Origin of the sequence: Marinobacter confluentis (assembly GCF_004785685.1) — a bacterium.
Classification (GTDB): Bacteria; Pseudomonadota; Gammaproteobacteria; order Pseudomonadales; family Oleiphilaceae; genus Marinobacter; species Marinobacter confluentis.
Genome location: NZ_SRPF01000008.1, coordinates 1 through 24,780 on the forward strand (window position 1 = coordinate 1; position 24,780 = coordinate 24,780).

Genomic DNA, 24,780 nt, shown 5'->3' on the forward strand with positions numbered 1-24,780 from the left:
TTCAGGATCTTGACGATCTGGGACTCGCTGTACCGTGACTTTTTCATGTCGCTCTCCGTTTGTCTCATTGTAGGCCGGAGAACTCTAATTACGCATGCACCGATTTTAGGGGATGGTTACATAGGGTGCTCTGAATAATACCCAGAGCCTCATCCTTAGCTAAAAGTCCCCAATTGAGGGCTTCCTGGTGGTTTCCTACATCATGATAGTGCGCTGCAATGACCATATTACCCGGGAAGTAATCGCCAAGGTTAGGGTTGGAAGCCCCGCCAACCTGATCCCAAGTTCGATGGGCTTGAAGGTAGATATCCAGATCGCTTGGAACCTCATAAGTATCCGGGTCTATCTGTTGAATGGCGCCAAGTGTCTCGTTAGCAATCAAGACAGAGAATTCCCCAACCGGATTATCTCCTTGAGGATATCCAGGTACGGTTTTTACCATCCACTCGTTGATTGCCCAAGCGGCACCGCCGCGAATGCCACTGGAAGAGGATATTTCTGCCATATCCAATGCTGCTTGACTGCCCGTCATTTCATACAGGGCGACGTAAAATCCCTTCCGATCGTTGTTCTGTATCAGCTGCTCCAAGGTAGCATTTTGTTCAGCAGTAATAGTTGATCTGGTTTCGTTGAGGGCCATCTCTATATTCTCCTTGTTTGCCTAGTCGCAGTGCTCAAACAGTGGTCGAACCAAACCTTGATGAATGGCATCGATTGTTTCGAGATTCTTGAAGGGGTTTCCAAATATTGTGTATTTCAGGGTAAGTCCGTTGCAGGTACTGGTCGCTACAGCGCAGACCGAATGTTCATGCGAATCATCAGATTGTAGACTTTTCATTGAGCAACTGATCAGAAATGGGTAATTGTCCCGCGTCGAATGGTAAATTCTTGAGTCTTCGCCAATTTCCCAAATAAGGAATCTTTCATCCTCAGCAAATGGTTCAAGATAGCCGGTCTCTTTTCGACGTTTAGTCTTGCTGTTTAGCTGAGCGTCGAAGTCGGACGGCCTTATCTGCATGTGCACATCACCGCGCACATCATGAAGTTGATAGAGCTTTTTGCTAACGGCACCGCCCTCGGGGAGAGTGATGTCAAGCGACTCCTTAGTCTTCCCGTAGCTGGGAACGAGGCTGTAATCGATGCTTTCCAGAATCCGATAGATTATGGCATGACAGCCTCGCTCCTCATCAAAGACGGTATTATTGATCTTGCCAAAAAATGGCTCGCCTTCAGCATAAAGGCACTGCACCACTCGCTCGGCGCCACCAGAATTTGAGCTAGCCGCTTGATCGCCCTTACCGTTGCCTACCCAAACGAAAACAAAAAAAATCGTTGCGGCGACGAGCATCAATGCCAGAAAGATGAGCTTGTTTTTTTTTATCACTGTCATCTGTGGAGATCTCTTATTTCATTATTCTGAGTTCCGGAAAAACTATAAGTCATTTTCATCGTCCTTGAAGTCTTTCAGTAGTTCGGAAATCTGGGAGACAACATCTTTCCACTGAGGAAGCGTTTTGCGGTCGAACCGCATTAGTACGATCACCCCAGGGAAAGGAGAAAACCGTGTAGAGCAAGTGCCGACCTCATGCAGCGCACGAGCAGGGCCACACAGAATCATCAAGATTTCTTGATTTAATATTGAGTCCGTTTTTTCAGCAAAATAAAAACGAGTAGTAGCAGATTGTGATGTTGTAGTTCTGAGACTTGGCGCTTTGGCGTACTCAATCAGAGTCTCGCCGCTGCTCTCCAGTTGCCTTTGCCAATCTCTGGCCGCCCGTTCAACCTCTGCAACACTGCCGTCTCTCACCATCACTTTCATCAGATCGTCCATGTCCTCAGATACGCCACGTTCTGCCGCCTGTTTAGTGGAAATCATTTCCGGCCAATAAATATACATCGAGAAAAAGTCACGATTCTTTTTAAACTGTGCAATGTACTCAACCGGCACCCTGAACACATGCTCACCAACCTTAATGAGGTGATGCTTCGGTGGCGGAGCCGTAAGTCGATCAAGCCGCTCTTGAATCTCAGGGGGAATGTCAGGTGGCTTTTGACCTGCACTGGAAAAGCTTGAAATGCTAATAGCGCACAAAAACGCCGCCAACAGCGCAAGTAAAATGCCGTGCTGCCGAGTCGGTTCTGGGGTCTGGCTGGCAGTCATGTCTCGTTCCTTCATGCGAAAAACTACAGTTAACAACTATCGCTTTAGCCTAATGCCAGTCGAGCATCCAGCATCAGCCCTTCGGGGATTTGGTGTGTAATAAACACAAGCGTGACCTTCCCTCTTAGCTTGTTCACAGTCTGGGCGAACTGTTCGGCAGTAGCCGCGTCGAGAGCGCTGGTAGCCTCGTCAAAAATCAATATCTGAGGTCGTTTCAACAGCGCTCTTGCGATTGCTAACCGTTGCTTTTGTCCACCGGAAAGGCCCACACCGCGCTCGCCAAGAGCCGTTTGGTAACCCTCCGGCAGCCCTTCGACGGTCTCATGAATCTCGGCGAGGCGGCAGGCCTGTACCACCTGCTCAAAGGTGGCATGCGGATTCGCAGCAATAAGATTGTCGTAAATGGTCCCGGAGAACAGCTGCGTCTCCTGCGGAACCACACCAAAATGAGCCCGCAGCTCGTTGGCAGTGAGGTTGCATACATCACGACCGTCGATGAGTACTCGGCCCTCGGTTGGGCGATAGAAGCCCTGTAACAGTTTGGCCAGTGTGCTCTTGCCACAGCCTGACGGGCCGGTCAGCGCAACAGCCGTGCCCGGTTTGATCGTAAGGTTGAGGTTGCGATAGAGAGGCGGCCTGTCGTCGGCATAGCGAAAACCAAGCGCCTGAATCTCGATGCGACCTTCGCCGCCCGGAGCCCTGGAAGGCGTGAGACTGTAGGGCTCGGCTGGCGCATCCATCACATCCCCGAGGCGCTTGACGGCTATGTTGGCCTGCTGGAATTCCTGCCACAGGCCCACCAAACGCAGCACCGGCTGGGACAGACGACTTGCAAACATCTGAAAGGCAACCAGCATGCCCACCGTCATGTTGTTCGTGGTCATTACGATCCAGGCGCCAACGCAGAGAATGGCCAGCGACTGTATCTGTTCGAGCGTATTCGCCGAGACATTGTAGGTATTGAAGAGGTTGCGGGCGCGAAAACTGGAACCGAGATAGCTGGCCAAGTAGTCGCCAAACCGGTTACGGAGCTGCGGTTCCATCTGTAAGGATTTCACCGTTTCCATGCCGGTAATGTATTCAACAAGAAATGCCTGGTTGCGGGCACCAAGCTGGAACTGCTCGTTCAGGCGCCGACGCAAGGCGGGAGCAATAGAAATGCTGATGATGGCTATCGCGCTGAGGATTCCGAGTACGATCAGCGTAAGTTGCCAGCTGTAGAAAAACATGACCGCCAGAAAAACGAACATGAAGGGCAAGTCCAGAACCAGGGTAACGGCGGCCCCGGTTATGAAACTGCGGATGGTTTCGATACCCTCAATGCGGGCCACCAGGGTGCCTGTCGGGCGCTGCTCAAAGTAACGCATAGGCAGGCGAAACAGGTGAGAGAAAACATTCGCGCCGAGCACGGCATCAATGCGATTGCCGGTATGCAGCACCAGGTATTGCCTGATCCAGGTCATTATGGCCGTGAATACCGCGAACATGACCAAGGCAACCGCCACTACCAACAAGGTATTCAGCGTATTGTGCACAATGACCTTATCGATGATTACCTGGGTAAACAACGGCATCGCAAGGCCTAACAGTTGAATTGCAAGTGAGGCGATAATGATATCTCGCCACACTCGCTTATGGCGCAAAAGCTCTGGAATAAACCAACTGAAACCGAAGCGCTTGGGTTCCGCGTGCGCTTCATCCTCGGGTGGCGGGGCGTCCGCTGGATGAACCCCCAATGCCAACGGCTCGAAGATTTCGTCGGCCTTTTCTACACCGGTGGTGTGGGGTGTATCGCTTCCGGGTTCAAAGTACAGAACCCGTTCACCGTCTGCTCTTACGACTAATGCGAGCTCTACTTTGGCTTCCCCTTCGCTGGGATTGTCGACGGCAAGGTCGTCCTGTTGTTCCCGCCGGTGCACTAAACACGGAAGTTTTTCTGATTTCAGTTTAGACAAACTGCCGAAGTGAGGCTCCACAGTGAATCCGAGAGTTTCAGCGGCCTGCTGCAGCGATTCACGGCAGAAATAGTACGGCTCCGGGCCCTGAACATTGAAGCGATCAGGTGCGACTACGATCACGTCGGCGTCGATCCAGACAACCTTTTCCCAACCTTCATCAAGAAACTTTTGACACCACACCAATCTTGCCAAGTCGGCCATGAGATGACGCTGGTTCCGAACAATCTGGCGGTAATTTGCCGGAACGACCTCGAAAAACCCGTCGTCCAGGAACCGGTATTCATAACCTGACTGGAGCGCCCACTCTCTAACGCTCCCGATACATCTATCTATCCACAACGGGACGTTCGAGGTTCGGAAAGACTGAAATACTAGCGTTCTATTCATCAAAGAGTCTCTACCGGTTTTCTTCACGGATGGTGTATTGCCTAATTGGATTTAAGCTGAACGGTGTTTGAAGAGCCTGGCAAGTTGTCAAAAAATGAAAAATATGACCAATTTTTGAACACATTTTCTGGCGATCTGTGAAAATTATCTGTAACCTTTGCTTACATAGTGTTACCAGATCCGTTTATCTGACTGAAATCCGGAAACTCACAACAGACCCGATGACCATGAAAACCAGACTCCTGATTGCTGCCTTGATTACTCCCCTGCTGCTCAGTGCCGGGTCGGCCTCTGCAGGTAATCTCGATCTTCTTCTGAGCGGCCTGTTCCCGGATAATCAGGCCACCTACATCGGCTATGAAAGCGTCGAGCGGGACATCATTCCGGTGGCCTCAGCGGTCGACCGCAAGTACCTCATCGTGGATTTTCGCCTGAACGGCAACCCCGGCAACGAGCAACTGCAGGCCAGTGTTCACAAGGTCTGCATGGCACTTCTCAAAGATCGTGATCTGATTCGCGACCTGTCCAATCAGGGATACGACATGGTGTCGGTTGCGTTCGACCGACGCTCCCAGTTCGACTGCCTGTAAAAACCGTCAGTCTTCGCGGCCAAGCAGCCGGGGAAAAGCCTCCAGAGCGTTATTGACGGCGTCGAGATTGAATGCTTCCACGTCCGCCAGCAGTTTTTCCCCGTAACGGGTGACCGACGGTGACCGCAATCGCTGCCCCCACTCGATCACCCTGCAGGCGAACTCCCGCATCTGCTCCGGGTCGCCACTTTCCCTGACCGCCTGCCATTCATCACCAAAGTCCCGATCCAGCTGCTCACGCAACCAGCCACGTTCATGCATGCTGAGGGTCTGGGCCAGCAACCGGTCAGATTCCTGGGGCTGGCCGTCGTCCTCCGCCGCTTCACTGGTCACTTCCACATCCGGCAGGCGCACAGTAAAGGTGGAACCTTCACCCGGCGTGCTCTGGACCGCAAGCTCACCGCCCATCATTCTTACCAGCTTGCGACTGATGGCCAGGCCCAGGCCGGTGCCACCGTATCGGCGGCTGCTCTGGCCCTCCTGCTGTTCGAAAGCATCGAACACCTGCTGTTGCTGGTCTTCGGGAATACCGATGCCAGTGTCCTGCACGGTCACCACAAGTTCCGACCTCAGGGTTCGCTCGGCGCCCTCGCCGGTATCGTCGCTTTCCTGGGGCCTGGCTGTCGCCCTCACAGTCACCCCGCCTTCGTGGGTGAACTTGATGGCGTTGCCCACAAGGTTAAAAAGTACTTGGCGCAAGCGGGTTTCATCCAGGCGCATGGCTGCCGGCATTCGCGAATCGACGCTGACTTCCAGGGAAATACCCTGCTCGGTCGCGCGCAGGTCGAAGATATGGCGCACATCGCTTAACAGCCGGCGCATGGAGACCGCCGAATAATCCAGCCGCATCTTGCCGGCTTCGATTCTCGACAGATCCAGAATGTCGTTGATCAGCATCAGCAGGCTGCGGCTGCCAGCGCGAATGGCATTGAGGTAGTTACGCTGCTGAGGATCCTTGACGGTGTTGCTGAGCAGATCACTGTAGCCGATCACCGCGTTCATCGGCGTTCGTATCTCGTGGGACATGTTTGCCAGAAACTCACTCTTGGCGCGGCTTGCCGCCTCGGCCTGGCGGGCAAGTCGCTCCGCATCCTGCTTGGCGGATCTCAGGGCGTCTTCGCTCCGGCGCAGCGCGTTTTCGGAACGGATCCGCTCATCAACCTCCCGCGACAGCTTCCGGTTCCAGTAAAGGAAAATCAGCACCACCACCACCGCAATCAGCACGATGCGCCGCACCACGGTGTAATCAGTTTCCTGTTCGATATCCAGGTGAATCCAGCGGTTGTAGATTGATTCGGTTTCGTTGGAATCGAGACTACCCAAAGCCTTGTTCAGAATACCCAGCAATTCCGGCTGGTCCTTGCGAACTGCGAACCGCAATTCATACTGGTAAGGAGTTATGCTGGTGATGCGAAGGTTGGACAGGCCCAGTCGCGCAACGGTGTAACTGACCGCCGGGATGTGGGTCACCATGGCATCGAGGTCACCGTTGGACAGTGCCAGAAGCCCTTCTTCCACCGAATCCACCGGGTAGAGATCAAGGTCCGGATGGTTTATCAGCAGGTAGTCGTGACCGGCCTGGCGATTGACAACCCCCACCCGCTCATCACGCAGTTCCCGAAGCTCACCGATAAAACGGCCCTCATCACGAATCGCCAGGGCAATGGGAACCGTCAGATAGGATCGGCTGAACAGAAAATCATCTTCCAGCTGTGGCGTGCGGGTGACGGCCGGCAGTATATCCACCTCGCCCTGATTGAGCTGATCCTCGGGCACTTCACCGGGCTCCAGCAGCCTGCGGACAAACCTGACGGACAGCTGTTGTTCAAGACGGGTCACCAGATCCGACACCAATCCCCGGGTCTCGCCGTCCTGGGCAAACTCGAACGGCGGCCAGTCCGGGCGGAAACCCACCTGCAGGTCGGAATTCACCCTGAGAAACTCGACTTCGCTGTCCGTTAGCCGAATGACGTTGTCACCAGTTTCAGGCACGCTGGACTGCAACCAGGGCTGTCGTATATCCCGGTGTTCGCTGTGGCTGATCGCCAGAACCGCGCGATTCAGCGCCCGGTAGACCCGATCCCGACCCGGCATTACCTCAAACACAACGCCCACAGACTGCTGATCCATCAGCCTCGCAAGCCTGACTCCGGTAACCATGGCCGAACGCAGGTAATCAGACACCACCGACACCGGTCCCAGGAAGGCATCGGCCTGGCCGGATAACACCATACTGACCGCCTCGCCCAGGGTATCTACCGGTACCGGCGTGAAGTTCTGTACCGGGTCCAGCAATGAATACTGGTTGGCGTCACGGGCCACCAGTGCGATACGGGTGTTTTCCAGATCTGCCAGCTCACGGATTCCGGCATCTCCAGACGCCACGAACAGGCCGTAAGTGAGCGACATAATTGGTGAGGAAATCCGCCGGTCAGAGTCCTCGGTGCTGCGGGCAGGGCGGGTATTCAGCCGGGCGTCGATTACCCCGTCTGCCAGCCACTGATCCAGCTGGGCCTCGGTTCCGGTAACCTGTTCAATGGGCAACCCCAATTTTCCCGAAATCGTATTCAGGTAGTCGATGAACACGCCGGCAAGGCGCCCCTCGCCGGTGTCAAACACCAGTGGAATCTGATCACTGCGTACGCCTACCCGCAGGGATTTCTGGGCGCCCAGCCACTCAAGGTCGTCACTGCCCAGTACCGGTGCCGGTGCTGGCTGGGGCGGTTCAGCCAAGAGCCGCCCCGGACAATGAAGCAGAGCCAGACAGAACAGAAAATACAACACCGCCTTCACTGGATATCCTTATGAGTTAGACTAGGGTCTGACCACATTCATGGATTACATTCAGGAGCAGCTTACCCCCTATGGACACCACCAAGCACACACTGACGACGCTTTTTGAACAACTCGGCCTGCCATCAGAAGACGCCGCCATCGAGGATTTCATCAGCCGCCATTCGCCCCTGCCGTCTGAGATAGCGCTGCAGGATGCGCCCTTCTGGTCCGACAGCCAGTCCAACTTTCTGGAAGAAGGCCTGGAAGAGGATTCGGACTGGGCCGAGATCATCGACGAGCTCGACGCCCGGATGCGTCACTGATCCGTTTTACCGCCAATACAGACGATGTCGCGCCCGCTGTCCTTGGCCTGGTAAAGCGACCGGTCCGCGCGGTCAAACGCGGCATCGGCATCATCGTCCGGCTCGAATCCGGCGACTCCGGCTGAAAAAGTCACCGATACGGGGTCGCCACGGAAATGAAAGGGTAGCTCGCGAATGTGGGCACGAAGGCCGTCCAGCACAACTTTAGCATTCTCTGCCGACGTTTCCGGAAACAGCACCACGAATTCCTCGCCGCCAAACCGGGCGATAAAATCGGTCTGGCGCAACCGGTCTCTCAGCGCCTTGGCGACCAGTTGCAACACTCTGTCTCCCGCCTTGTGCCCGTAGGAATCGTTCACCCGCTTGAACAGGTCAATGTCCAGCACGGCCAGACTCAGAGGGTTGCCATAGCGCCGCCAGCGCTGGTACTCGGTCTCCAGGCGCTCCTGCCAGGCTTCCCGGTTCGGCAGCTGGGTCAGCACATCGGTCATCGCCCGCTGGCGCTGCTGTCGCAGTTCATCCTTGACGTGTTCCGCCTGGGCTTCCATGGCAGCCATTTTCTCCTGCATGGCGCCTAACTGCTCAGACAGGTACTTTTCCCGCTCGGACTCCTTGGCCCGGAACCTGCCCACGGCCTCGCGAATCGACGAAAGATGGCCCGAAACCGATGCTTTGAGCCCCCGGAAGTCCTGACTGGACTCCACTTTCTGCCCGAATGCATCCAGTTCCTGGCTGATTTCCAGATCCAGTTCCGCCGAAGCCCCCAAACGCCCGGCCTGGGCATTTTCCTGCTCTGCAAAATACTTCTTCAGCGTGTCCAGGCGCTCGTCCAGTCTGCGCAGAAATGCCTCGAATTCGCGCTGGCTGCGGGTGACAGCGGCTATGACCAGCTCCGCAACGCCGCTCAGCCCCTCACGTAGCTCGCCCCAGTCATCACTGGCCAGCAGGCTTTCCTGCAATCGTCGTGCACGGGCTTCCGATGCGGGTTCCAGCACGACCTGGTCCAGCATCTGGCCCAGAAGTTCACCCACCCGCCGCGCGATTCGCAACCGCTGATCGTTTTCCTCACTGACCGGCGCCGCCAGCTCCAGATGCTCGGCCTCCGAGACCTGATCTGCGTCAAATTCAGTCCGGGTAATGGTCTGGCTCTCAACAGCGGAAGCATCAACACCAGGGGATTTGCCAAACAGTTTTCCCAGAAACCCGCGCCGAGAGTCGCCCGGCGACTGGGCTCCGGCGGCTGCCAGTCCCGCCTGCAGCGTGCCGGCGAAATCGATAAACCACTCATTTAATCCATGCTGGAGGGTCGCCGGCTTGCGCAGGCGCTTATCCAGGTCTTTCAGCTTATCCCTGACCGGCAGGAACGCGCGCTGGCCGCGTAGCTCGGACAGCAGTTTCTCAAAGGTCGCGGCGAGCCGTTTGTCGGCATCCGCTTTACGCTCATCCAGCGCCGACACCTTGCGATCAATCCGGTCCTGAAGTTCATGCCAGGTCCCGCTGTCGCTATTGCCTTTGCGGATTTCCTCCCGAAGTCGCGCCAACAGGCCGTCCAGCTCCGGGCCTTGGCCTTCAGCAGCCAGGCTGGTACGCACCAGCATCCGCTGCAGAGTGTTTTTTTCGATATCCCAGCGAGTCTCACTGGCTTCTGAGGCTTCCAGTTCCCTCAGATATCTGTCTTTCCAGGACTCATCCGATGACATCTGACTCTCCCTTTATTTTACCCTTTCGTCTGACTTCTGCTCCCGACGGGCCCGGGGGTGGCTTTGATCGTAGACGTTCGCAAGGTGCTGAAAGTCCAGGTGAGTATAGATCTGGGTGGTGCTGATGTCCGCATGGCCGAGCAGTTCCTGAACCGCGCGCAGATCGCCGCTGGATTCCAGCATGTGGCTGGCGAAGGAATGCCGCAGCAGGTGGGGATGCAGCTTCTGGTCTGCGCCATTCTTGATTCCCCAGCGATTCAGCCGCGACTGAATGCTTCGGTTGCTCAGCCGTTGGCCGCGGCGGCTCACATAAAGCGCCTGCTCATGCTCAGCCGCGAGCGCCGGACGAACCTCCAGCCAGCGGCCAAGAGCCTCCAGCGCACGCCGGCCAACGGGCAGGATCCGTTCTTTGCCACCTTTACCCAGAACCCGCACTTCGCCGCCACGTCGGTCAACGGAGGTCAGGTTCAGCCCCGCCAGCTCAGACAGTCGCAGCCCTGAAGAATACAGCAGTTCAAACATACTCAGATCCCGCGCCTCCAGCGGGTCGTCCGCTGTGGCGTCGAGCAGGTGGCTCAGCTGGTCCACGTCGGCCACTTTAGGCAATCGCCGGGCGGCTTTGGGCGCCCGCACATCCAGAACCGGGTTGTCCCGGGCCAAGTGCTCGCGAAGCAGGTAGTCATAAAAACGCCGGATCGCAGACAGGTGCCGGGCAATGCTTCGCCCACTCAGACCGGCACGGCTCAGAACCGCCACATAGCGGCGCATGTCATGGGTGGTCAGCTGACGCCAGGCGGCAAAGCCTTCGGAGCCCATGGCCCAGGCGCCGAATCGTCTCAGATCGTCTTCATAATTGGCGCAGGTGTGGAGCGAGTGGCGCTTTTCCGAGGAAAGATAGCGAATAAAACCCTGAAGGGGCTCCGCCAATGCGGCAGCCAGACCTGGTTCATCGCCGGGCTGCCCCATGCTCAGCGCGACTCCGCAACCGGGTCGGCAAGGCTGGTGGCGGCAGCAGTGTGACGCTGAAGAATCGGCGGCAACAGGCGGCTGAAGGTGTCGCTGATGTAGGTCAGGAACAGTGAGCCCATGCTCTGGTCGAAATAACCGGCTTCGCAGCTTCCCACTGCAAACACCCCGACCAGATCATCGGCAGCGCCAGCAGGTTCGTGGGCGCGCAGCGGCACCAGGGCGACCGAGGCGATAGGTTCTTCCCGGTCCGGAAACAGGAAGCTGCGCTCACTTTCCCGGAACTGGCCACATACGGCACGATCTCCATCCAGCAGACCGCCCAGGCGTTCACGAGCTACTTCCGGCGAGACCACATGCAATGCGCCGCGACCATTACCCGGCAGATCCTGATCTGTAAAGAGGATCATGGAAGCGGCGTCCAGGCCAAAATCTCCGCGAATGCTGTCATCAACCGCAGCAGCCATGTCGTTCAGGTTGCGCGCCTCGATCACCTGCATCAGTAGCCGTTTGCTCTTCTCAAACAATCGATCGTTGTGACGGGCGATGGACACCAGCTCTACCAGTTCCTGACGCAGGGTATCGCGCTGCTCCCGAAACAGATGAACCTGCCGTTCCACCAGCGAAATCGCCCTGCCGCTGTCATGGGGCAGAGTCAGGCCGCGCAGCAGCTCGTCCTGATCGACGAAAAAATCGGGGTTTTCGCGAAGATAGTCCGCAACCGTTTCCCGGTTGAGGTTACCGGCCTTCTGGCGGGCCGTTTGGTCTGTCATGCTGTTCTCCTGACGGTCAGGCGCTGGTCAGCGCCTTGAGGCAGCCGTTTGCCGGCTGCGTTGCTGTCGGTTCTGTGCAGGCTTGCCATCGCCCTGTCTGGCATTCTTGCCCGGGCTCTTACGGCGCCTGGGCTGGGCCTCACCGGCCAACCGCACCTGTCCTTCAAATACGCTGGTGGCAGTGCCTTCCATCATAACAGGCGACCCTTCACCCTGCCATTCAACCACCAGGTGGCCACCCCTGAGCTCTACGTCAACCCGGGCATCCAGCAACCCGCGAAGGCGCCCGGCAACAACAGCCGCGCAGGCACCGCTGCCGCAGGCCAGGGTTTCGCCGGCACCACGTTCGAACACCCGCAACCGGATGTGGCTACGGTCAAGAATCTGCAGGAAACCGATATTCGCACGGGCCGGAAAGCGGGGGTGGTTTTCCAGCCTGGGGCCAAGTTCCGTCACCGGCGCTGTATCGACATCGTCCACCAGCAGAACGCCGTGGGGATTGCCCATGGACAGGGCCGTCAGCTCTACGGTCTGGCCCGCCACCTCAACGGTGTAAACCTCTTTGCGGCGGTCTGCCGCGAACGGAATCGCCGGGGGATTCATCTCGGGCACGCCCATATCGACAGTGATCAGGCCACCCTTGCCGACTCTCAACTCAATAACACCCTTGGCGGTCTGGACCCGGATAATCTTTTTGTTGGTCAGGCGCTGATCACGCACGAACCGCGCGAAACAGCGGGCGCCATTGCCACACTGTTCGACCTCGGAACCATCGCTGTTGAAGATACGATAGCGAAAGTCCACGTCGGGCAGGCCCGGCGGTTCCACCACTAGCAACTGGTCAAAACCGATTCCGAAATTGCGGTTGCCAAGCTCACGTATGGTTTCGGTGCTCAGCCGGAATGGCTGGCTGATGGCGTCCACCACCACAAAGTCATTACCCAGCCCGTGCATCTTGGTGAAGTTCAGCACTGAGCCACGGCGTGCCTGGTTCATATCCGGTTCCCCGCTCATTCTGGCAGGCAGCTTTCGGGTTCAAGCTGCTCCTCGAGAGTTTCACGGCGGCGCACCACATGGACCTGGCTGCCATCGACCATAAGCTCCGGGGGCCGGTTGCGGGTGTTGTAGTTGGAACTCATGACAAAACCATAGGCGCCAGCTGAGCGAACCGCCAGTAAATCACCGGCCTGAAGTCGCAGGGCCCGGTCCTTGCCGAGGAAGTCACCGGTTTCGCATACCGGCCCGACCAGATCCCAGGTCTTCTCATCGGCATCCTTGCGCGGACGCACCGGGATAATGGATTGCCAGGCGCTATACAGGGCCGGGCGAATCAGGTCGTTCATGGCGGCATCGATAATGGCGAAATTCCGGTGCTCTGTGCATTTCAGGAATTCAACCCGGGTCAGCAGAATGCCCGCGTTGGCTGCGATGGAGCGACCTGGCTCCATGATCAGTTCCAGCCTGCGGTCACCCATCCGTTCGGCCAGTGCCGTCACGTAATCCGCTGGCTGTGGTGGCTGTTCATGATCGTAGGTGACGCCCAGGCCACCACCCATGTCCAGGTGACGGATCACAATCTGCTTTTCGGCCAGTGAGTCAATCAATGCAAGCACCCGGTCCAGGGCGTCGAGAAAAGGGGCGATGGTGGTCAGTTGGGACCCTATATGACAATCCACGCCCTGAACGTCCAGATGGGGCATAGCGGCGGCCCGCTCATAAACCGCCGGAGCCTCGGCGATATCGATGCCAAACTTGTTTTCCTTCAGGCCGGTTGAGATGTAGGGATGGGTGCCTGCATCCACGTCGGGGTTTACCCGCAATGAAACCGGTGCTTTCACGCCCAGGTCGCCCGCAACCTCATTGAGGCGGTCCAGCTCGGTATCCGATTCCACATTGAAACAGCGCACGCCGGCTTCCAGAGCCCGCCGCATTTCCCAACGCTGCTTGCCAACACCGGAAAACACCACTCTGGACGGGTCGCCGCCTGCGCGGATTACCCGCTCCAGCTCACCGGCAGACACAATATCGAAGCCGGCACCCAGACGCGCCAGCACATTCAGCACCGCGAGGTTGCTATTGGCCTTGACCGCATAACAGACAAGGTGCGGTCGGCCCGCCAGGGCATCATCATAGGCCCGGTAATGGCGCTCCAGCGTGGCACGGGAATACACATAGGCCGGGGTGCCAAACCGCTCGGCGATGTCCGCAACGGGCACGTCTTCGGCATATAGCTGGCCATCGCGGTAATTAAAATGATCCATGGAATTCTCTACTCTGTTAACGGGCTATTCTGTATGCGGAAGCGGATACTGATCAGCGATCATCAGTGCTATCGCGACTGACCTTGCTGTCGGCTGACCCCTGCAAGTCTGAGGCGGTATTCTCACCCTCATCCTGGTATAGCGGCCCTTTCTGTCCGCAGCCTGCCAGACCTGCCGCCGCCAGCAGCAGAAAAAACGTGGTAATCAGTGCAGCTTTCATGCCCGCAGCCCCGGTTCAACTCTTTGTCACGATTATACCTGAGTGAGGCGCCGCCCGGCGAGACGCCCTGACGGTTCAATCCGCCAGGTAGCGATTAAGGGATTCCTCGAGCACAGTCCGATAATACAGGTACTGGATGGTCTGGATATCCTGCTGGTAGACCTGCGGGTCCAGGTCATGGGGAAGATGCACATCGGTCAGGTACACGGGGTAAGCATCCTGGCCCGCCCTCATCGACCGGATATAGTGGGCGACAGCGGGGATCAGCTGGTCGCCGTATTCCTGCACCGTGAACTCCTGGTCGGCGCAGAAAATATCGAACCGCACCCGCACATCACCTTCCTGCACACCCACCGCCTGAACTTCCAGCCCGGCCAGGGATACGCCCTGTCGAGTGGCATCAGGCCGGGCTTCGGCGCGCCACTGGCCGTCGATCAGAACCAGCTCATAGCATCGGGTCGCGGTAGGCCCGGCAAAGGCTTCCAGTTGCCTGAGCTGTTTTCGCTCCAGCAGGTTCTCGAGGAATCGCAGCAGCGGCACCAGCAGGTAGCGCCTCGAGCTGAAGGGTTGCTGCCACGAGAAGACCCCGCCCAGCTCATCCACCGCCCAGACCTGTGCGGTTTTGCCGTTGATGCGGTAGAACACCTGGACACTGCCGGGTTCGGTGGCATGACAAACCGCTTTAAGCTGGGGATCGTCGGTCATGGCGTATTGATCGAACAACACTGGCAGATACCCTTCCAGCGGTCGGGCCAGGCAGTCCAGCAGCGCCGCCTTGCTGTCCGCGGCAATGAACCCGGGCTCGGTACCGTTGAAGCTGAGCAGAAAATACCGCCGGTCCATTTCAATCACGTAGCGAAGCGGATGAGGGCCGTTGTCGCCGGCGAAGAAGGCACGCATCACATCGCTGAACAGCTCCTGAACCCGCCGGGCAATGGCCGCACCATGGCCCGAACTGTGGCAGTGCACCTGAATATCCGGCAACTGACCCGGCGCGGCCGCCGCCGAGGCCAGGATGTTTTTAAGGCACTGGATCAGCGTATCACCGGCGGCGTAGTGCTGAAGACTGACTTCATGCCAACTGTTGTAGGTAACCTGATCAATGGTAATCACCAGGTTTTCCCGGCCGCCACTGAACCCCAGGGAGTCGTGCCGGGCACTGAGCTTGTGCAGCCCGCGCTCGGTCAGGTGAGCCTGGGGATCGATGCCGACGTTCACAAACAGCAGGTGGCTCAGGGGCCGGACCCCCTGGGACAGGGCCTCCCTGGAAACCGGTGCAACCGGCATCGGCAGACAGAGCGCCAGGGCATCCAGCATGTCGCGAAGCTCGGCCACAGAGGCATTGCTGCTGCCACCGCGCACGTTGAGCCGCGTACTCCGGGTCAGCAGGCCGTTACAGTAGCACCACACCATCAATTCGGTCAGGTTACCGGAGCGCCTGATGACCGGCTGCCAGAATGCGTCGGACGGGTCTTCAAGGTCGCGGAACAGCAGCCAGCCGTCCAGTGCGGAACCGTCGCCCTGCTCCGATTGATGGTGAAATGACAGATTCTCTTCCGCCAGTGATGGCGCCAACCCAGGATTGATCAGTTCGATCTTCCCGGCCTTTCGCTGAAACGCAGCATAGAGCTTCCGCCCCAACAGGTTCATGTCGTGATGGCTGATCGACGCCTTGATGCCCTCTTCCCGGGCCAACTGAGACAGCAGGCGGTAACTGTGGGTCAGTTCGGACACAACCTGGCGGCGCAGCGATATCACGTTCTCGGCCCGCCAGGCCGCCCGATCATCCAGGCTGCGCATATCGTCCAGGGGCCATTGCCACTGGGCGACAAGTGAGGTCAGTAAAGTGACCCGCCAGTCACCACTGCCAGCGTCCATACGGGTCAGGGGCAGCCCTGATTTCAGGTACAGGCTCTGGCGCACCAGGCTCAGCCGTTCACTCGCCTGGTTCTCGGTCAACCACTGTTCCAGCCGCTCATACAGCAGCAGATAGGGATCAAGACGATTGGCATCGGTGACGCCGGAAAACACCGCCTGCTTGAAGACTTTTGACAGCAAAGGCCGGTCTTCGCCCAGTGCATAACATTCGACCAGCAGCAGTTTGAGAATGGTTTTCCAGGGCGCATCAATGCCCTTGTATAGCTGCCACACCCCTGCCCCGAGGAATTCCGCCCGGGGAATTGAGGTGACAGCACCAAAATCAATGTACTCGTCGGCACGGATAAACCGGCAATCGACCAGTTGCTGGACCCGCTGCTGATAGCGGCTTTCTTCCTCCGCCGGGATCAGCCACCACAAAGGATAACGGCCACCGAGATGAATACCCGTGCGGTAGAATTCATCAAGCAGCAGAAAGTGTTGGGCGCTGCCACAGTTCTCACCGGTTACTTCCGCACGCTGGCGCCCCTCACGGAACTCGTCAGCGCTGAAGACAAATACATGAAGCTCTACTCCCAGGCTTCGGGCCCACTCGCCCAGCCGGGTAGCTTTGCGCTCCAGGCAGGCGACGCCACTGTCATTCAGATCGGGCCGGTGGCAGAGCCAGATATCAAGATCGCTGGCCACCGAGTGGCCCAGAGTACCCGGGCTACCCATCAGGAACAGCGCCTCCAGGTCCGGCCGGCGACGGCCTTCGTCCTTCAACGCAAAGGTTCTGGCCAGTCGGCGGGCGGTATTGAGCACCTCATCCGTTGGCCGGTAATGACTCAGTCCGTAGGGGCAGCTGGCATCGGTATATCCGGGGAGAGACGGGTGATTGATATGAAAAACCAGCGGCAGGATTTCCAGTACCATCTGCTGCCGATAGGTGAGCGCGGAACGGGCCCGCTCCCAGCGCTGGCGATTCACACCCATGAACCGGTCCCGCAACCTGCGAAGCGTCTTGCGATCGATCCCTTCATCAAAATCCAGGGCTATCGGGGCAGTCTGGGCGGTCACTTTGGCTCCGGCGGAGAGGTTCTTGGGGCGGTTCTTTCGTTTGTTATTATGAGTATGATGACCGAATCGTGGCAAAACCGACAAAAAAATAAAAGCGGCACGCAGGTGACATACCCCACCTGTCCCGTGGCAGACCTGGCTGAGGCATTTCTACCGTGAAAGAGTTTTTTATCCGTCGCACCCCCTCCGACCATCGACCGGGCAGCGAGCGGTGCACCCTGATTCGGGTAAACGATGATGGCGAAATCCTTGCCGTCGACAGTCACTGCGACAGCGTACTGGGCTACGATAGCAGTGAACTGGAAGGCGAGACGGTACACCGGATTCTGGCAGCGCGGCAGGATGACCCTTTTGCGCCGACCCATCGCCAGAAACTGGAAAACGGCGAGTCCGTGCTCATCACTTTCCGGCACAAGGAGGGCTTCTTCTTCACCGCGGCACTGGGTCTGAGCACCCAGACCAACGATGCCGATTCATTGAACGAAGCGCGGATCTCACAGCGCGGCAACGCACCAATTGACCTCCGGCTAATGCGCCTGGCCGAGAACTCCGCCGGGTTTGGCACCTGGGAGCTGGATATCGCCAGCAACGATGTGACCTGGTCTGACGGCATGTATCAACTGCTGGAACTGCGCCCTGGAAGCCAGATCACCCCGGATCAGGCCATGTTTTATTGCCAGGAAAGCCAGAGCCGGATTCGCGCCCTGACCCGGCGCTGTATCCGCACCGCCCAGTCATTCTCGATTCCGGTCACCCTGACCACGGCACGCCAGAATGTCCGCCAGGTGAAGCTGACAGGCCGCGCCCTGAAGTCCGGCGACCGCATCCAGCGGCTAGTCGGCACCATGGTCGATCAGACCCACGAATACCACAGGGTGCTGGACCGCCAGCAGGCGGAAAAATTGTTGTCGGCTACCATGAGCGCGACCGAAGACCTGATTGTTGCCGTGGATAAAAACCTGAACTTCCTGCGCTTCAACCAGCCGTTTGAGAAAGCCTTTGAAAAGATCTTCCAAAAGACGCCGAAACCCGGTGACAACCTCAGCGTACTGCTCGCGGATTTCCCCAACGAACGCAGGCTGAGCGAGCGCCTGTGGCAGAGAGCTTTCGAGCGCGACAGCTATGTTGTCGAACTGCCGCTGACGGAAAAAGAAGAGCGTCTGCCGCTGTATGAAATCCACTACCAACGACTGATCGGCGCCAACGGCGAGGTCACTGGCGCGGTTCAGGTTGCCCGGGACATCAGCCACCGGGTCCACAATGCAAGCAGCGGTGACCACCGCCTGCAGCATGACCCCACAACCGGGCTGATCAACCGCAAGACTTTTCTTTCAAGGCTCAGACGATCCCTTCAGCAGAAAGCCCGCCGCGATGGGGCGGACAGCCTGCTGTATCTCGACCTGGACAGCTTTGAGAGCTTCAATGATATCGCCGGGCACGGCGTGGCGGATCGTTACCTGCGCGAACTGGCCAGCAATCTGGGCGTGAAAGTACGCCAGCGGGACGCCCTCGCCCGGCTGTCAGGCAATACCTTCGCCCTGTTGATCGAAAACTGCCCGGAAGCCCGGGCCCGCAAGATTGCCGATGAAATTCTGGAGCTGATCCGCAATTTCATATTCAGCTGGCAGGACCGCCAGCTGCAGACCACTGCCAGTGGCGGCCTGCTGTTCATGGGCGGCAACACCCCATCAGACCCGGAACAGCTGCTGACCCAGGCCGCCGACCTGTGCCACACCGCCAAAACCTCCGGAAGAAACCGGATTCATGCCGCCCCGGCGTTAAAGCAGGATATGGATGAAAGCACCACCAACCGCCTGCTTGAACGCATTCACTATGCGCTCGACCAGAACGCACTGATTCTGGAGTACCAGACCATGAAACCGGTTGCCAGCGTGACCTGGGGCGACCACATTGAAATTCTGGCGCGACTACCGGGTGAAACGGAAGGCGAACCGGCACTGCAACCAGACCAGTTCCTGCCGATTGCCGAACGCTTTGACCTGTCCAAACGCCTCGACCGCCATGTGATACGCCAGACCCTGGCCTGGCTCGGTCGCCAGCGGCTCCTGGAACCACGGCTAAAATACTGCGGGTTCAATCTGTCACTGGCCAGCGTGCTGGACGACCGGTTCGCAGATTTCGTCGCCGCCACTCTGAGGGAATCCGCCTACGCACCGGATGTCTTCTGCTTCGAGATTCGTGAGGCCCACGCCACCCAGTACCCGGACGAAGTAGCCGTGCTGTGCGACACTCTTCACGGAGTCGGCTGCCGAGTCGCTCTTGAGGGCGCTGGGGCGTCCGTTGAGAGCTATGGTCTTGCGGCCCGCCTGCCGGTGGACATCATCAAGCTTGACCAAAAAATCATGGAGCACCTGAACGACGACCCGGTGCAGCAGGTGATGGTGGAGGCCCTGCACAGGATTGCCGAGGCCGCCGGCAAGACCACCGTGGCCACCTTTATCGAGAGCGACGATGCGCTGAGGAAAGTCAGAACCCTTGGCGTTCACTACGGCCAGGGCTTCCGACTGAGCCGGCCCCGCCCGCTGGACGAGCTGAAGCCGGCTGAAGTTCAGCTGAGCACGGGCAACATAGGCGGCTAGCGCCCCTTGCGGGCGCGGGCCACGGCGGCACGGACCTGATTTGGCGCGGTGCCGCCCAGGTGGTCCCGCGCCTGCACTGAGCCATCCAGGGTCAGCACGTCAAACACGTCCTCACCAATGACATCCGAGAACCTGGCCAGCTCTTCCGTGGTCATTTCGGAGAGGTCGCGGCCCTCGGCCACACCAAAGCCCACGGCCTTGCCGACTATTTCGTGGGCATCACGGAAGGCGACGCCTTTCTTGACCAGGTAGTCGGCCAGATCAGTGGCAGTGGAGAAGCCGCGCTTGGCCGCCACCCGCATGTTGTCCGCTTTCGCCTCGATCGCCGGAATCATGTCGGCATAGGCCTTCAGACAGCCCTTGACCGTATCCACGGTATCAAACAGCGGTTCCTTGTCTTCCTGATTGTCCTTGTTGTAGGCCAGCGGCTGGCTTTTCATCAGGGTCAACAGGCTGATCAGGTGGCCATTCACCCGGCCGGTCTTGCCACGCACCAGCTCGGGCACATCCGGATTCTTCTTCTGCGGCATGATCGACGAACCGGTGCAGAAACGGTCCGGCAGGTCGATAAAATCAAACTGCGCCGAGGTCCAGAGCACCAGTTCCTCGCTGAAGCGGGACAGATGAGTCATCAGCAGGGCGGCAAAGCCGCAGAACTCGATGGCAAAGTCCCGGTCGCTCACCGAGTCCAGGGAGTTTTCGCTGGGGCGGTCAAAGCCCAGCAGCTTTGCAGTGATGCTGCGATCAATGGGATAGGTGGTACCGGCCAGTGCGGCCGCGCCCAGGGGCATGACGTTCACCCGCTTGCGGCAGTCCTGCAGGCGATCCGCATCGCGCACCAGCATTTCGTACCAGGCCAGCAGATGATGCCCGAAGGTTACTGGCTGGGCGGTCTGAAGGTGGGTAAAGCCGGGCATGATGGTGGCGGCTTCGCGCTCTGCCAGATCCAGCAGGCCGCTTTGCAGGCGGTTCAGTTCGGCGGCAATCACGTCGATTTCATCGCGCAGGTAAAGGCGAATATCCGTTGCGACCTGATCGTTACGGCTGCGGCCAGTGTGAAGCTTCTTGCCGGTGATACCAATGCGCTCGGTCAGCTTGGCCTCGATATTCATGTGAACGTCTTCCAGGCTGACAGACCATTCAAACCGCCCAGCCTCGATGTCTGCTTTCACACCCTTGAGGCCTTCAATGATGGTGTCCCGCTCTTGCGCTGTCAGCACGCCCACCTCCGCCAGCATGGTGGCATGGGCAATGGAGCCGGTGATGTCATGATGGTAGAGGCGCTGATCAAAACCCACGGACGCGGTAAAACGCTCGACAAAGGCATCGGTGGGTTCCGTGAATCGGCCTCCCCAGGGCTTTTCGGCGCTGGTGTTCTGATCGGTAATGCTCTGATCGGTCATGGTCTATCTTTCCTGCTGACAGCCCGGCATCATTCTGCCGGGGTGGTCGGGGGTAATAAATGGTGATAAGAGGTCATCAATGAAACGAGCGGGGATTATAGCATTGCGCGGGAACGATTTTTACATACCGGACCTGTGCCGGGTGCGTGCCGTGTTCATGCTGGTGGTCACCGGCGAACTGCTGGCGCTGGTTCTGGCGGTGGTCCAGGCCGACGAGCGCTGGATCGAATGGAATTATTTCGGCCTGCTATCGCTATTTGTTCAATGGACGCTGCTGACCAGCGCCGCCGCTATCTGTCTGCTGCGAGGCTGGCTTGCCCGCCAGACAATAGCGATGGCAACCGGCGCCGTGGTTATCATCGTTCTGCTGGATGTGCTCGCCTTCAGTCTGTTCGCCGACAGCGTGATCAACCCGACCCAGGGGGAAAGGCCGTGGCAGGCGGTGGCCAAGAATCTGCTGTTATCCCTTCTGATCACGCTGATGGTATTGCGCTATTTCTATCTTCAGTTTCAGTGGCAGCAGCAGCAGGAGGCCGAAATGCAGGCCCGGCTGACCGCTCTGCAGGCGCGGATTCACCCCCACTTCCTGTTCAACAGCATGAACACCATTGCCAGCCTGATCAGCGTCAATCCTGAACGCGCAGAGGATGCGGTTCTGGATCTGTCCGAACTGTTCCGCGCCAGCCTCCGTGACGATGATCGGCTTATCCCCCTGTCCACCGAGGTGGACCTGTGCCGCCGCTACCTCGCGATCGAACAATTGCGCCTCGGGCAAAGGCTGGCTCTGGAATGGCAGATTGAAGAGGGGCTAGAGCAACAGGCGATTCCGCCGCTCACGCTTCAGCCACTGGTTGAAAATGCCATCTACCACGGCATTCAGCCGCGCCCGGATGGCGGCACCGTGCGAATCGAGGTCTATCGCAAAAACAGTTTCGTGTACCTGTTGGTGCAAAATCCCCGCCCGGCCCAGGACCAGCGCACCCACGAAGGCAACCGTATGGCCCTGGCCAATATCCAGTCACGCCTTCAGGCCCTGTTCGGCGAACCGGCGGTACTGAAACACAGCCAGCAGAATGATATCTATACTGTCACCATGCGCCTGCCCTGGCAGAAAACAGGCGACCGAAGAAACCCCGCTGGCAGAAGGTAAATCGGCTTATGCCGGAAACAGACAGCCGCAGTGTAATGATTGCGGACGACGAACCCCTGGCAAGGGAACGCATCAGGCGCCTGGTGGAGGCCCTGCCCGGTTACCACGTTTGCGGCGAAGCAGCCGACGGTAACCAGGTACTGACCCAGATAGCAGAACTGAGCCCGGACCTGTTGTTGCTGGACATCCGCATGCCGGGCATGGACGGCATGGAAGTGGCAGAGCGCATGGCCCGGCTGGCTGCGCCACCTGCGCTGATTTTCTGCACCGCCTACGATCACTACGCCATGCAGGCGTTCGATGTCCATGCCATCGCCTATCTGCTCAAGCCGGTCAGACGCGAAGCGCTCGCCGATGCCCTGAACCGGGCGGGGCGCGTCAACCGGGTTCAGTTACAGAGCCTGAACCAGCTCGGGGACCAGAATGGCGAGCAGCTTGCCGTGCGCACCCATCGCGGCACCGAGCTGATTGACCTGAGCGCCATCGTGCACTGCGAGGCCGACCACAAATACGTCACCCTGCACCATACTGGCGGTGAAACGGTCACCGACTACACCCTGAAAGAGCTTGAAAATACCTACCCACGACATTTCCTGCGAATCCATCGACAGAGCCTTGTGGGCACCCGCTACATCCGCGGGCTGATTCGTCAGCGGGACGGCCAGCATGCGGTTGAACTGAGCGGGGGCAACCGCCAGCTTCCAGTCAGCCGCCGACATACAAGTCAGGTCCGGCAATGGCTGGAAGAACAGGCAGGCGGGCCCTGAAGTATTTGGCGCCGACTCCACAAACGGCGTGACAAAGAGTACCCTTGGCAGACATTTTTCAAAACGCGGCAATCGGCAACATGGCAAACAGAACCCTTCGCATAGCAACCCGCAGCAGTGCACTGGCCCTGTGGCAGGCAGAATTCATCAAAGCCGAGCTGGAACGCCTCAATGACGGCGTTACTGTTGAGCTGATCAAGATCAAGACCCAGGGCGACAAGATTCTGGATGTTCCCCTGTCCAAGATCGGCGGCAAGGGACTGTTCGTCAAAGAACTTGAAGAAGCCATGATGGACGGCCGCGCCGACCTGGCGGTGCACTCAATGAAGGATGTGCCGATGGAGTTTCCCGAGGGTCTGGGCCTGGTGGCCATCTGTGAGCGCGAAGACCCCACCGACGCTTTCGTCAGCAACGATTTCGATAACGTCGACGCCCTGCCCCACGGCGCCATTGTCGGCACCGCCAGTCTGCGCCGGGAGGCCCAGCTTCGGGCCTACCGGCCGGATCTGGAAATCCGCACCCTGCGTGGCAACGTTAACACCCGCCTGGCGAAGCTGGATAACGGCGACTATCAGGCCATCGTACTGGCAAGTTCCGGGCTTAAACGCCTCGGCTTCCATGACCGTATCCGCTACAGCATGCCGGACACCATTTCCCTGCCCGCAGTTGGCCAGGGCGCACTGGGCATCGAGTGCCGCCTGAATGACGAGGAACTGATCGCCATGCTGGCACAACTGGACCACGTCGACTCTTCTGATCGGGTCAAGGCCGAACGGGCGCTGAATCGTCGCCTGGAAGGCGGATGCCAGGTACCTATCGCCGCCTACGCGCTACTGGAAGAGAACGACATGCTCTGGCTGAGGGGTCTGGTCGGTGCGGTCGACGGCAGCCAGGTGTTCCGGGTAGAAGGTCGTGCCCACCGCAAGGAAGGGGAGCAACTGGGCCGGAAACTCGCCGAAGACCTGCTTGCCATGGGCGCAGACAAAGTGCTTGCCGAGATCTATGGCCACACCCCCACTTGAATCATTGGAACGCCGACGGGTATTGATCTGTCGTCCACGCCCCGAAGCCGAACGACTGGCTGAAGCGTTCAGAAACGCCGGGGCGGAGGTTCGCGTACTGCCCATGCTGGAACGGGAACCCATCACCGATGACCCGTCCATCCGCACCCGGATTCTGGATATCGACCAGTTCAGTCATGTGATTGCCGTCAGCCCTTATGCCGCAGGCCTGCTCGTTGACTGGCTGGACACCTGGTGGCCCCAGACGCCCAGCGGCATTCTCTGGTATGGGGTAGGTGCAGGAACCGCCGCCGTGCTGTCGGCCTATGGACTGAACACCCGCCAGCCGATTGACGGGCACACCAGCGAAGCATTGCTGGCGCTGCCAGAGCTGGCCCAGCTGAACCACGAAAAAGTGCTGATTGTAAGAGGTGAGCAGGGCCGGGACCTGTTGCCAGAAACCCTGACCGACAGGGGTGCAAACGTTACCCTGCTGCCGCTTTACCGCCGTTTCGCCCCGGATCATGATCAAGCAACCCTTGAAGGCGCCATCAGCGGCTTTGACCCTGAGGTTGTGGTCACACTGTCAGGAGAAACATTGAACAATCTCATTTCACTCAGTAACAATACCGGCCATAATCTTGAACATTGTTTAATGGTGGTGCCGGTTGAGCGTATTGCCGACCAGGCCCACAAGGCCGGCATAAAGCGGACCTGCGTTCCAGAAAGCCTTGCCGACAGCGCCATCGTGGCGGCCGTTGCCCAGCAGCTGGCCCGCCCTGACGTAAGCTCCGGAAATACCAAGTAA

At 58.5% G+C, this 24,780-nt stretch carries 20 protein-coding genes; 7 read left to right on the forward strand and 13 right to left on the reverse strand.

Annotated elements, in window-relative coordinates; all coding sequences use genetic code 11:
* Positions 1-88 precede the first annotated feature (88 nt).
* The 4 genes from E5Q11_RS16735 to E5Q11_RS16750 are packed head-to-tail and all read right to left on the reverse strand — an operon-like array spanning position 89 to position 4,320.
* Positions 89-640 (reverse strand): hypothetical protein, encoded by a 552-nt coding sequence (locus E5Q11_RS16735; protein WP_135804597.1) that lies wholly within the window; start codon positions 638-640, stop codon positions 89-91.
* A gap of 21 nt (positions 641-661) precedes the next feature.
* A complete protein-coding gene (locus E5Q11_RS16740) occupies positions 662-1,390 on the reverse strand; it encodes a hypothetical protein (protein WP_135804598.1) in 729 nt (242 codons plus the stop codon).
* A gap of 42 nt (positions 1,391-1,432) precedes the next feature.
* Positions 1,433-2,161 (reverse strand): hypothetical protein, encoded by a 729-nt coding sequence (locus E5Q11_RS16745; RefSeq protein WP_135804599.1) that lies wholly within the window; start codon positions 2,159-2,161, stop codon positions 1,433-1,435.
* A 44-nt stretch (positions 2,162-2,205) separates the two neighbouring features.
* Complete coding sequence (locus E5Q11_RS16750; RefSeq protein WP_135804600.1) at positions 2,206-4,320, reverse strand: peptidase domain-containing ABC transporter; 2,115 nt, start codon at positions 4,318-4,320, stop codon at positions 2,206-2,208.
* Positions 4,321-4,733: 413 nt separating this feature from the next.
* On the opposite strand from E5Q11_RS16750, the gene E5Q11_RS16755 reads away from it, so the two are divergent.
* On the forward strand, positions 4,734-5,096 hold the full coding sequence (locus tag E5Q11_RS16755) for a hypothetical protein (RefSeq protein WP_225315072.1): 363 nt from the start codon (positions 4,734-4,736) through the stop codon (positions 5,094-5,096).
* Positions 5,097-5,102: 6 nt separating this feature from the next.
* Here E5Q11_RS16755 and E5Q11_RS16760 read toward each other — a convergent pair whose 3' ends face one another.
* Complete coding sequence (locus E5Q11_RS16760) at positions 5,103-7,829, reverse strand: ATP-binding protein (protein ID WP_404802782.1); 2,727 nt, start codon at positions 7,827-7,829, stop codon at positions 5,103-5,105.
* Positions 7,830-7,960: 131 nt separating this feature from the next.
* On the opposite strand from E5Q11_RS16760, the gene E5Q11_RS16765 reads away from it, so the two are divergent.
* On the forward strand, positions 7,961-8,194 hold the full coding sequence (locus tag E5Q11_RS16765) for a DUF2789 domain-containing protein (protein WP_135804603.1): 234 nt from the start codon (positions 7,961-7,963) through the stop codon (positions 8,192-8,194).
* Here the strand turns inward: E5Q11_RS16765 and E5Q11_RS18040 are convergent.
* The 7 genes from E5Q11_RS18040 to E5Q11_RS16800 all read right to left on the reverse strand — a co-directional run bounded on the left by E5Q11_RS18040 (position 8,188) and on the right by E5Q11_RS16800 (position 17,051).
* Positions 8,188-9,894 carry a GGDEF domain-containing protein gene (locus E5Q11_RS18040; protein ID WP_225315073.1) on the reverse strand — a complete coding sequence of 569 codons (1,707 nt, stop codon included), beginning with the start codon at positions 9,892-9,894 and terminating at the stop codon, positions 8,188-8,190. The two genes, E5Q11_RS16765 and E5Q11_RS18040, sit on opposite strands and share 7 nt — an antisense overlap.
* A 12-nt stretch (positions 9,895-9,906) precedes the next feature.
* On the reverse strand, positions 9,907-10,860 hold the full coding sequence (xerC, locus tag E5Q11_RS16775) for a tyrosine recombinase XerC (protein ID WP_135804604.1): 954 nt from the start codon (positions 10,858-10,860) through the stop codon (positions 9,907-9,909).
* 2 nt (positions 10,861-10,862) lie between these two features.
* The gene (locus E5Q11_RS16780; protein ID WP_135804605.1) at positions 10,863-11,633 is read right to left on the reverse strand and encodes a DUF484 family protein; all 771 of its coding nucleotides are present in this window, start codon (positions 11,631-11,633) and stop codon (positions 10,863-10,865) included.
* 27 nt (positions 11,634-11,660) lie between these two features.
* Complete coding sequence (gene dapF / locus E5Q11_RS16785; RefSeq protein WP_135804606.1) at positions 11,661-12,629, reverse strand: diaminopimelate epimerase; 969 nt, start codon at positions 12,627-12,629, stop codon at positions 11,661-11,663.
* Between the two features lie 14 nt (positions 12,630-12,643).
* Positions 12,644-13,894 carry a diaminopimelate decarboxylase gene (gene lysA, locus E5Q11_RS16790; protein WP_135804607.1) on the reverse strand — a complete coding sequence of 417 codons (1,251 nt, stop codon included), beginning with the start codon at positions 13,892-13,894 and terminating at the stop codon, positions 12,644-12,646.
* Positions 13,895-13,946: 52 nt separating this feature from the next.
* On the reverse strand, positions 13,947-14,114 hold the full coding sequence (gene lptM, locus E5Q11_RS16795) for an LPS translocon maturation chaperone LptM (RefSeq protein ID WP_135804608.1): 168 nt from the start codon (positions 14,112-14,114) through the stop codon (positions 13,947-13,949).
* A 75-nt stretch (positions 14,115-14,189) separates the two neighbouring features.
* Positions 14,190-17,051 carry a class I adenylate cyclase gene (locus E5Q11_RS16800; RefSeq protein ID WP_135804609.1) on the reverse strand — a complete coding sequence of 954 codons (2,862 nt, stop codon included), beginning with the start codon at positions 17,049-17,051 and terminating at the stop codon, positions 14,190-14,192.
* A gap of 155 nt (positions 17,052-17,206) precedes the next feature.
* Here E5Q11_RS16800 and E5Q11_RS16805 point away from each other — a divergent pair, with 155 nt between their 5' ends.
* Positions 17,207-19,651, forward strand: coding sequence for an EAL domain-containing protein (locus tag E5Q11_RS16805; RefSeq protein ID WP_135804610.1), 2,445 nt, complete (start codon positions 17,207-17,209; stop codon positions 19,649-19,651).
* On the opposite strand, the gene argH is transcribed toward E5Q11_RS16805, so the two are convergent.
* On the reverse strand, positions 19,648-21,054 hold the full coding sequence (argH, locus tag E5Q11_RS16810; protein WP_135804611.1) for an argininosuccinate lyase: 1,407 nt from the start codon (positions 21,052-21,054) through the stop codon (positions 19,648-19,650). The genes E5Q11_RS16805 and argH overlap by 4 nt on opposite strands.
* A 79-nt stretch (positions 21,055-21,133) precedes the next feature.
* Between argH and E5Q11_RS16815 the strand changes: the two genes are divergently transcribed.
* The 4 genes from E5Q11_RS16815 (at position 21,134) to E5Q11_RS16830 (ending at position 24,780) form a co-directional block, all read left to right on the forward strand.
* Entirely contained in the window at positions 21,134-22,204 is a 1,071-nt protein-coding gene (locus E5Q11_RS16815; RefSeq protein ID WP_191964491.1) for a sensor histidine kinase, read from the forward strand.
* Between the two features lie 8 nt (positions 22,205-22,212).
* The gene (locus E5Q11_RS16820) at positions 22,213-22,971 is read left to right on the forward strand and encodes a LytR/AlgR family response regulator transcription factor (RefSeq protein WP_135804613.1); all 759 of its coding nucleotides are present in this window, start codon (positions 22,213-22,215) and stop codon (positions 22,969-22,971) included.
* Between the two features lie 80 nt (positions 22,972-23,051).
* Positions 23,052-23,993: a hydroxymethylbilane synthase gene (hemC, locus tag E5Q11_RS16825; RefSeq protein WP_135804614.1), complete on the forward strand. Its 942-nt coding sequence runs from the start codon at positions 23,052-23,054 to the stop codon at positions 23,991-23,993.
* Positions 23,974-24,780: a uroporphyrinogen-III synthase gene (locus E5Q11_RS16830; RefSeq protein WP_135804615.1), complete on the forward strand. Its 807-nt coding sequence runs from the start codon at positions 23,974-23,976 to the stop codon at positions 24,778-24,780. Before hemC ends, E5Q11_RS16830 begins: the two co-directional genes overlap by 20 nt.